Here is a 7,257-nt window from a genome sequence, read left to right on the forward strand (position 1 = left end):
GGCCAACGGTGGTAAACTGCACCTGGGGAACCTCCTTTCTTGGTTGGTTCCCCTCTTTTTATCCCAGCTTAGAGTCTCACATGTGTTTGTCCGGGTTCAGGCCTCGTCTACGTCGGAGTGAAGTACAGAGGCCTGCTGGCCTAGGTTTTGTTGGGCCGAGAGCACGCTAGGCCAGTCGTCCTCCAGCAAGGTCAGGCTTTGGGCCCGCTCTAGTAGGGGAAGGCTGAGGGCTCCGTACCCACCACCGATGTCCAGCACGTGCCCCAGTTCGGGGGGTAGGGCCTCCAACAGCATGGCGCTGCCGGGGTCGAGCTGTCCTGCCGAAAAGACCCCAGGCAGATAAGCAAAGCGCCAGCGCTTCCACTGGAAGTTTTCCCAGACCTCGCCCAACTTGGGGGTAGGCTTCTCCTTCTCCAGCACGGCTACACGAAAAGGGCCCTTGCGTTCGACCAGCAGGCCAAAGCCCAGCAGTTCTTGAGCGGCCTTGAAGTAAGGCTCGAAGCCTTTGTCCTTGTTGCCAGCGATCCAAAGCCGCCCCCCCAGAAGCATGGCACGGGCTGCGCCCAGAAGGGAAAGCATCACATAACGGCTACCTCGGTGGGCCGGCAGAACTAGGGCCACCAGGTCGGCAACGCCTGTCGGGCTTTCCCAGGGAAGGCCGCGCACAACCCGAATCTGGGAAGAGGCGGCAAAGCTGGCCTCGAGACAGCGCAAGCAGGCCCTCGAGGTCTCGAGGGCCTGTACGGCCATGCCCTGCTGCGCTAGGGCATGGGTCACCAGCCCGATACCGGGATTCAGGTCGAGGGCTGTCTGGCCGAAAGGCTCGATATGCTGGGCCAGCAACTCGTAGGCTGGGTCGGCCAGGCCGCGGGCCCCCGGTTTGCTGTAGAGCTGCCCTCCCGCTACGGGAATCGGGCGCAGGGTGTGGTAGGCCTCGAGGGTCATAGGTATAGGGGTTCCAGCGCTTTTTCCCCACCTTGGAGCAAGCGGGCCCCCAGCCGGGCTAGGGCCTGTCCAGAAGGGGGCTGGTCCAGCACCAACCGGCCTGCTGCCTTGAGTTCCTCCAGCCGGGCACGGCGGGGAGGCTCCAGCAGGTGGGCCTCGCGGCCCTCCACCTGGTAGCGCGCGCTGTAGCAAAGCCCGTTGCGGGTGGTGTGGGCCACGGTGAGCTGGCCCTGGTAGCGCAGGGCCACCCCGGCTAGGGTATCCACTCCCACCAGCGGTAGGCCCAGGCCCCGGGCCAGTCCCAGGCCTGCGGCAATGCCCACCCGCAGCCCGGTGTAGGAGCCGGGCCCCCGGCCCACCGCAATGCCCTGTAAATCCTGACGCCGGATGCCGCTTTGTTGCAAAAAGGCCTCGAGTTCGCGCCACAGAACCTCGGCGTGGCGGCGTTCCAGACGGATGGCCCGTTCGGCCTGAGGCAGGCCTAGCACCAGGTAAGGGGTGGCGGTATCCAGGGCAAGCACCAGCACCCCCGGAGTATAAAACGACCCTGGCGCATGGCGAAGGCTTGCTGCTAGACTTGGGGCCATGAAGCTGGCCATTGTGGGTGTGGGCAAGATGGGCAGGAGCATCCTGGAAGGTGTTTTGCGTGCGGGGATGCTGAGTTCCGATGAGATTGGTGTGCTGGATACCCCTGGCCGTACCCTCGAGGTAGCCCAGGAGCTGGGGGCGAAGCCCCTGCACTTGGAGGACTTACGCTACTGTGAGCGGGTTCTCATCAGTGTACAGCCCAAGGACATCGCCTATCTGGCCCCGCAGATTGCCCATCCCAACGTCGGCTATATCTCCATCATGGCTGGGGTCTCTACCGCGGTGCTTTCCCGCCGCCTGGGCACCCGTCGGGTGGTGCGCTGCATGCCCAACCTGGCGGCCACCATCGGTAAAAGCTCTACCGCTATCACGGGTCCGCGTGAGGCCGAGGAGGCGGGCGACCTGCCCTTTGCCCGGGCCCTCTTCGCCACGGTGGGCGACGTCTACGACCTACCCGAGCGGCTGTTTGATGCCTTTACGGGGATGTCGGCCTCGGCTCCAGCCTATGTGGCGGTGGTGGCCGAGGCCCTGGCCGACGGTGGGGTGAAGCAGGGTATCCCCCGGGCTCAGGCCCTGCGCCTGGCTGCCGATGTGTTGATTGCTACAGGTGAACTACTGCGCCAAAAGCATCCAGCCGTACTCAAAGACGAGGTGAGTAGTCCTGGGGGCACGACCATCTACGGCTTGGCGGCCCTCGAGGCTCGAGGGGTGCGGGCTGCGCTGATCGAGGCGGTAGAGGCCGCCACCCTGCGGGGCCAGGCGTTGGGCCGGGAGGAGTGAGGCCACTCTACCCTCCTTCTCGCTCGGGCCGTTTCTCAGCCTTTGCTCCAGGCCACCTGTAATTCCCGCCCAAAGGCCTGCTTAAAGAGCTTGGCCTGCTTGCTGGTCTCGGCTATTTCCACCCAGGGCTCCTCCTGGGCCAGAAGGGTTAGACGCACCTGTTTGGGATCGATGGTCACCTCGAGGCCCTCGACCCGCCCTGCTCGGCTGCGCTCGAGGTACTCCGCGATGCGCAACAAGGTGGCTAGGCGCAGCAGGCGTTTGCTATCTCCTTCCTCCAAGAGGACTTTGTAAGTCCCTGCCTTAGGCTCGCCCTTGCGGTGGTAGCGCACCAACAGGCCCAGCAGAACCTGCTCGCGATGGCTTAGGCCAGGGAGGGCGCTATTCATAATCAAGTACTCGCCGTGTTTGTGATGGTCGTAGTAGCCTACGCTCATGCCGATATCGTGTAGCAGGGCAGCCTCGTCCAGCAGCCGCTCCTCGGCGGAGCCGTAGCCGTGCAGGGGCTGCAAATGGCGGAAAAGCAGGCGGGAGAAGTGGCGCACCCTGGCGGTGTGGCCCTGCTCCTGGGGGTAGTGGGCGAAGAGGTTGCGCACGAAAAAGCTGCGCACATCGCTCAGCAGATGCGGGGGGGGGAGGAACTCCTGGTAGAAAGCCCCCTCACGCACCCCCTGTCCCGAGACCCACAGACCGGATAGCCCGGCCTCCCGCAAGACGGTGCGGTAAACCACCCCCCCCGCCACAATGATGTCGGCACGGTCGGCCTGCAGCCCCTCTAAGGTGCGCCGCTCTGCCGTACGGCGTGTGAGCAGGTCGGCCACTATCGCCTCCAGTTCGGCTTGCTCAAGGAAGTAGCCGTGCAGCAGGTCGAGGGGGTAGCGCTTCTTGCGCTGGGCCAGTTTGGCCAGGTTGCGCACGGTGCCACCCATAGCCACCAAGGGCAGCGGCTCCTGCCGCATCTGGCCTAGCACCGCCTTCATCTCGTGGCGCACAAAGCGCTCGAGGTCCTCTACCTCGCCCTTTTTGGGAGGGTCAGAGCGCAGGAACAGCTCGGTTAGGCGTACTGCGCCCAGAGGATAGGCCTGCCCAGACTGGTACCGACGGGCCTGCATGCGCGAGAGCTGGGCGCTGCCCCCGCCTAGGTCCATCACCCAGGCCTCGCTAAAGCCAAAGCTGTTGGCCGCGGCCAGCACCCCGTAGCGGGCCTCATCCGAGCCGGAGAGCACCTGCACATCCAAGCCCAGTTGCTGTACCGCTTGCATGAACTCGGCACTGTTTTCGGCATCGCGGCTGGCGCTGGTGGCAAAAATTTTCAGCTGATCCAGCCCCGTGGCTTTAGCAAAATCGGCGTAGAGCTTCAGCGCCGATAGGGCTCGCTGCATGGCCTTAGGGGAGAGGCGCTTTTGTGTGGCCAGCCCCTCGCCCAGCCGCACGCTCTCACGAATCTCGTCGATGAGGCGAAAATGTTTTCCAGGCACGTAGGCGTAAACCACTAGACGGGCCGTACCCGATCCTAAGTCCACAATTCCCAAGCGTTGCATCGCCCCATGGTAGAGCCTCGGCAGACTAGGCTCAAGCTTGCTCGGGGTAGGGGAGAGGCAAGGGGCCTGGCATGCGATAGACTCGAGGAAGTGAAGAAAAAGAGCAAGAAGACATTGCATTCCCCTGACAAAGCCCCCAAAGACTTGAAGGCGATGGGGAAGAAGCCGCCCTTTTACACGGCGCACCTTCTCGACCAGGAGGCTAGCTGGCTCTCCTTCAACCGGCGGGTTTTGCTGCAAACCCAGCGGCCCGACTTTCCTCTGCTAGAAAGGCTGCGCTTTTTGGCCATCTGGGCGGCTAACATGGATGAATTCTATGCTGCGCGTATCTCGCGGGCCTTCGCCGAGGGGCGTGGTAGTCCTGCCTACCAGGCCCTAATGGGCGAGGCCCTGGAACAGACCGAGGAGGCCAGCCGGCTCTACTTGGAGTTTCTAAAGGAACTGGAGGGGCTGGGTATTCACATCCTCGAGCCAGCCCAGCTCACCCGGGCCGAAAAGCAGTACTTTGGGGCCTACCTCGCCGAGGAGGTAGCTCCCCTAACCGACCTGATCCGGCCTGAGGCCCTGGAGGAGCTGGCGAGCCAGGCCCTCTACTTCGCTGCAGGGGAGGGGCTGTTGGAGCACCTGATCCGCCTACCCCAGAGCGTGCCCCGGCTTTTGGCAGTGCCGGGGCGGGAAGGGGGGTTTGTGCGCTTAGGGGCTCTGGTGCGCATGCGCAGCGATTTATTCCTGCCCGGCGACCAGAGACGCCCGCTGTACGAGTTTCGCCTGGTGCGCCTAGCCCAGCTAGCCCGTTCCCGGGCCGACTGGGATGAGCTGCCAGAGGCCCTCGAGGCCCGCCTGGATGGCCAGGTGAGCCACCTCGAGCTGGAAGAAGACTTTCCTGCAGTCTGGGCCGAAACCCTGCGGACGGCCTTAGCCTTGGAACCTTGGGAGGTTTTCCGTCTACCCCCACCTCTGGATCTGAGCTTTGTTTCCGCTATTGTAGAAAACGGGCCAGCCAGTACCCGCTTCAAGCCCCTCGAGCCTGCCCAGCCCAAGGGTTTTCAGAAAGACCCCTGGGCCCATTTGAACCGGCGCGACCTGGTGCTCTACCATCCTTTCGAGGACTACGGTGCGGTGGAGGCGTTCGCCCTGGCCGCTGCCCAAGACCCCAAGGTAGAGGCCCTACGGGCCACCCTCTACCGCATCGGCACGGAGAACGGGATTGCCCAGGCCCTGATCCGGGCAGCCAAAGCGGGGAAGGATGTGGCGGTGCTCTTGGAGGGGCGGGCTCGCTTCGATGAACTGGCCAACCTGGAGTGGAGCCTGCGCTTTAGCGGGGCAGGGGTGCGGGTGCTGCCTCTGCCGGAGAAAAAGGTGCACGCTAAGGCCCTGCTGGTGCGCCGGGGAAACCAGCTTTATGCCCACCTGGGCACGGGCAACTATAACCCCCTCAACGGGCGGCTATATACCGACCTTTCCCTTTTCACCGCCCAGCCTCAGATCACCGCCGATGTGGCGGCTTTCTTTACCGCCCTGGAGAACCGCCAGGTGCCCGCACTCTTTCTGTTGCGCACCGGTGAGGCCATCCGCGAGCTGCTCCTGGAGGGGATTAGGGCAGAGGCCCACAAGAAAGGCCACATCATCTTGAAATTCAACCACCTGACCGACCCGGCCATCCTGGCTGCGCTGGAAGAGGCCCTGAACCGGGGGGCCCGGGTCAACCTGATTATTCGCAGTACGCTTACCGTCCTTTGGACCCCTAAAGGGGATCTAGAGGGGAACCTCGAGGTCAAGAGCTTGGTAGGGCGTTTTCTTGAGCATGCCCGTATCGCGGCCTTCAAAAACAGGGGGAAGTGGCGCATCTGGGCTGGTAGCGCTGATGCCATGCCGCGTAACCTAGACCGTCGCTACGAGCTGTTCTTTCCCCTCCTGGATGCCCGGGCTAGGCGTAAAGTGCTGAAGATTTTGCAGGCCCAGATCGCCGATGACCGCAACAGCTTTGTCCTGAGACCAGAAGGGCAGGAGCGGCGCTGGGGTGGCAAACACGATGGGCAACGCCTGAGCTAGGCTGGTTGCAGCAAGCGCTGGGCCAGGGCCTCGAAGCTTTCCTCCACGCCTTCTCCGGTTTTTGCGCTGGTGAAGCGAATCGCCCATCCCAAAGCCCTCAGCTCGTCCAGCTTAGCCTCGGGGATGCTCTGGGGCAGGTCGCGCTTGTTGACCAAAAGCAGGAAAGGTACAGGGCCAAGCTCTTCCTGGGCCCGCTGGTGAAGGCTTTGGGCGATCTCGAGGGTCTCTGGGCGGGTGCCGTCGGCTACGAGCAAGTACCCTGAGCTGCCGCGCAGGTAAAAAGGCTGTACCCGCAGGAAGGCATCCTCGCCGTAGAGGTCCCAGAGCACCAGGCTAATCGCGTGGCCATCTATCTCAACAACTTTTTTGTCGATCTTGACCCCAATGGTGGTGTGATATTTCTCGGAGAAGATGCTGTGCACATACCTAGCCACCAGGCTGGTCTTTCCAACGGCGAATGCGCCCAGCATGCAGATCTTTTTCTGAACCACCTATGTGCCTCCCAAGTAGCTGTGCTGTCTCGGCAAAAATTGCTTGCAGTCTAAGCTTGTCAAGGCTCGGGGCGCAAGGGCTCAAGTCTGAGCTGACTTACGTCTAGTTTCTCTACCCCCAACAGGGGAGCTAGATTGCGTAGACGGCTGAGCCAGGCTGGGGTGCTCTGCCCAGCAACCACCAGTACCCCATTGCGCCAGCTAAGCTCGACACTGCTTGGGGTGTCTAGGTGCTTTTGAATGCGCCGCAGCACGATTTCCGGATCGAAAGATTGATAAGGCTGCCAGCTGGCCTGAAGCCGCCTAGCCCCAGTAGCAATACCCCCAGTGCTAGCCAGGGTATGTACTGAGGCCGGCGCTCAGGCTGTATGTAGCGTGTCTCCAGCAAGGGCTCTAGGATGGGGCGAGCTTCCTGGAAAGGGTGAGTATCTCCGGAAAAATTGCGTATATCCCCGGCAAAGCGGGTGTGAACCTCCAATATGGCTTCCTGCAGACGCTCCTGAAGTTGGGGAGGGGGAGTGCCCTGCACCACCACTGCCAACACAATCTGGCTGCTTTGCTCTACCACCAACACCCGCTCGCCAAAATTCACCGTGTTGAGCCCTGCTTCTGGGTCGAAGGAATCCCGCACAAAATCGCCGTAGGAGTTACGCAGTTGCAGTTGACTGGACATTCTTCTGTGTGCTAGGAGGAGAGTGCTTAGCCAAGCTTCTCCAAAGGGGGTGATGCCCATGAACCCACCGAAGTGCGATGACCTGGACTACATCCACTTTCTCATCGCCGCTCAGCGGGTCTTCACCTGTACCGAGGCCGCTCGCTGTAGTCCAAAGGAGAAGAGCCCTCCCGCCCATGATGCCTTT

At 62.5% G+C, this 7,257-nt stretch carries 7 protein-coding genes and 1 pseudogene; 3 read left to right on the forward strand and 5 right to left on the reverse strand.

All coding sequences use genetic code 11. The annotated features are described in order from the left end of the window. Positions 1-96: 96 nt before the first annotated feature. On the reverse strand, positions 97-945 hold the full coding sequence (locus G552_RS15565) for a methyltransferase (RefSeq protein ID WP_036270939.1): 849 nt from the start codon (positions 943-945) through the stop codon (positions 97-99). Beyond that, a complete protein-coding gene (gene tsaB / locus G552_RS0113030) occupies positions 942-1,472 on the reverse strand; it encodes a tRNA (adenosine(37)-N6)-threonylcarbamoyltransferase complex dimerization subunit type 1 TsaB (RefSeq protein WP_027883414.1) in 531 nt (176 codons plus the stop codon). The genes G552_RS15565 and tsaB overlap by 4 nt, the downstream gene beginning before the upstream one ends. Positions 1,473-1,530: 58 nt before the next feature. Between tsaB and proC the strand changes: the two genes are divergently transcribed. After that, complete coding sequence (gene proC, locus G552_RS0113035) at positions 1,531-2,313, forward strand: pyrroline-5-carboxylate reductase (protein WP_027883415.1); 783 nt, start codon at positions 1,531-1,533, stop codon at positions 2,311-2,313. 35 nt (positions 2,314-2,348) lie between these two features. Here proC and G552_RS0113040 read toward each other — a convergent pair whose 3' ends face one another. Beyond that, entirely contained in the window at positions 2,349-3,854 is a 1,506-nt protein-coding gene (locus G552_RS0113040; protein ID WP_051195818.1) for a Ppx/GppA phosphatase family protein, read from the reverse strand. 153 nt (positions 3,855-4,007) lie between these two features. On the opposite strand from G552_RS0113040, the gene G552_RS0113045 reads away from it, so the two are divergent. Next, positions 4,008-5,906 carry a polyphosphate kinase gene (locus tag G552_RS0113045; RefSeq protein ID WP_027883417.1) on the forward strand — a complete coding sequence of 633 codons (1,899 nt, stop codon included), beginning with the start codon at positions 4,008-4,010 and terminating at the stop codon, positions 5,904-5,906. Here G552_RS0113045 and G552_RS0113050 read toward each other — a convergent pair. Then, on the reverse strand, positions 5,903-6,397 hold the full coding sequence (locus G552_RS0113050; protein WP_027883418.1) for a Rab family GTPase: 495 nt from the start codon (positions 6,395-6,397) through the stop codon (positions 5,903-5,905). The genes G552_RS0113045 and G552_RS0113050 overlap by 4 nt on opposite strands. Positions 6,398-6,623: 226 nt before the next feature. Next, on the reverse strand, positions 6,624-7,070 hold the full coding sequence (locus G552_RS0113055; RefSeq protein WP_027883419.1) for a hypothetical protein: 447 nt from the start codon (positions 7,068-7,070) through the stop codon (positions 6,624-6,626). 22 nt (positions 7,071-7,092) lie between these two features. Between G552_RS0113055 and G552_RS16415 the strand changes: the two are divergent. Beyond that, positions 7,093-7,257: pseudogene (locus G552_RS16415) on the forward strand (IS701 family transposase); the annotation flags it as partial.

Source organism: Meiothermus rufus DSM 22234 (genome assembly GCF_000423425.1).
GTDB classification, from domain to species: domain Bacteria; phylum Deinococcota; class Deinococci; order Deinococcales; family Thermaceae; genus Meiothermus; species Meiothermus rufus.

Excerpts from the sequence above, each read along its gene's own strand:
- G552_RS15565 (WP_036270939.1), bottom strand. The coding sequence starts at position 945 with ATGACCCTCGAGGCCTACCACACCCTGCGCCCGATTCCCGTAGCGGGA.
- proC (WP_027883415.1), top strand. The coding sequence starts at position 1,531 with ATGAAGCTGGCCATTGTGGGTGTGGGCAAGATGGGCAGGAGCATCCTG.
- G552_RS0113040 (WP_051195818.1), bottom strand. The coding sequence starts at position 3,854 with ATGCAACGCTTGGGAATTGTGGACTTAGGATCGGGTACGGCCCGTCTA.
- G552_RS0113045 (WP_027883417.1), top strand. The coding sequence starts at position 4,008 with ATGGGGAAGAAGCCGCCCTTTTACACGGCGCACCTTCTCGACCAGGAG.
- G552_RS0113055 (WP_027883419.1), bottom strand. The coding sequence starts at position 7,070 with ATGTCCAGTCAACTGCAACTGCGTAACTCCTACGGCGATTTTGTGCGG.